The following is a 603-nucleotide window of genomic DNA, read 5'->3' on the forward strand; positions in this document are numbered from 1 at the left end:
GACCAGAACCAGCTTGCTTCGTATGGTTTGATATATTCGTCAATACGCGCATCGGGAATGGATGTTTCAGGACGCAGGATATAGACATTCTTAATTGTTGTTTTTAAGACATCTAGGCTTAAATTCTGAGAAAGGCCATGATCTCCACTAAACTGGATACTGACATTTCCTTGTGTATCAGCCTTATCAATTACACCAACTTGTCCGTCATGAAACTCGACCATGACAGGTAAACGCCATGGATTAAGTAGTTCTAAAGAAAACGGCACCTTACGTAAATTGAGTCCAACCTGCCGTGTAATGAGCTGCAAAATATCGTCAAGGTTTTGATTCTGGTTCCAGTCAAGTTGTAAACGAATTCTTTCTTCTGAAGGCTCAATTCTATAATGTTTAGCAATCGTTAAGACCGCCTGTAACCAGGGCTGGTAGTTTATTTTTGTCATCATGGTTGTACTTCGAACCCCTGAATTGAAATATTATTTAAGTCATAAGCTTGGCGAGAACGTCCTGTTGCTGCAATGTACTGAACAATACTGCTATAGATATCGTAACGTGCAGTTTCGAGTTCTGAGTTAGCACTATGAATCGCTTGCTCAGCATTCA

General features: G+C 40.3%; 2 pseudogenes. Both read right to left on the reverse strand.

The features are described from left to right. Positions 1-446: pseudogene (locus tag HUN22_RS17555) on the reverse strand (type I secretion system permease/ATPase); the annotation flags it as partial. Then, a pseudogene (locus tag HUN22_RS17560) lies at positions 443-603 on the reverse strand (RND transporter); the annotation flags it as partial. The pseudogenes HUN22_RS17555 and HUN22_RS17560, both read right to left, overlap by 4 nt.

The organism is Acinetobacter lactucae, from assembly GCF_013344765.1.
In the GTDB taxonomy this organism is placed as follows: Bacteria; Pseudomonadota; Gammaproteobacteria; order Pseudomonadales; family Moraxellaceae; genus Acinetobacter; species Acinetobacter lactucae_A.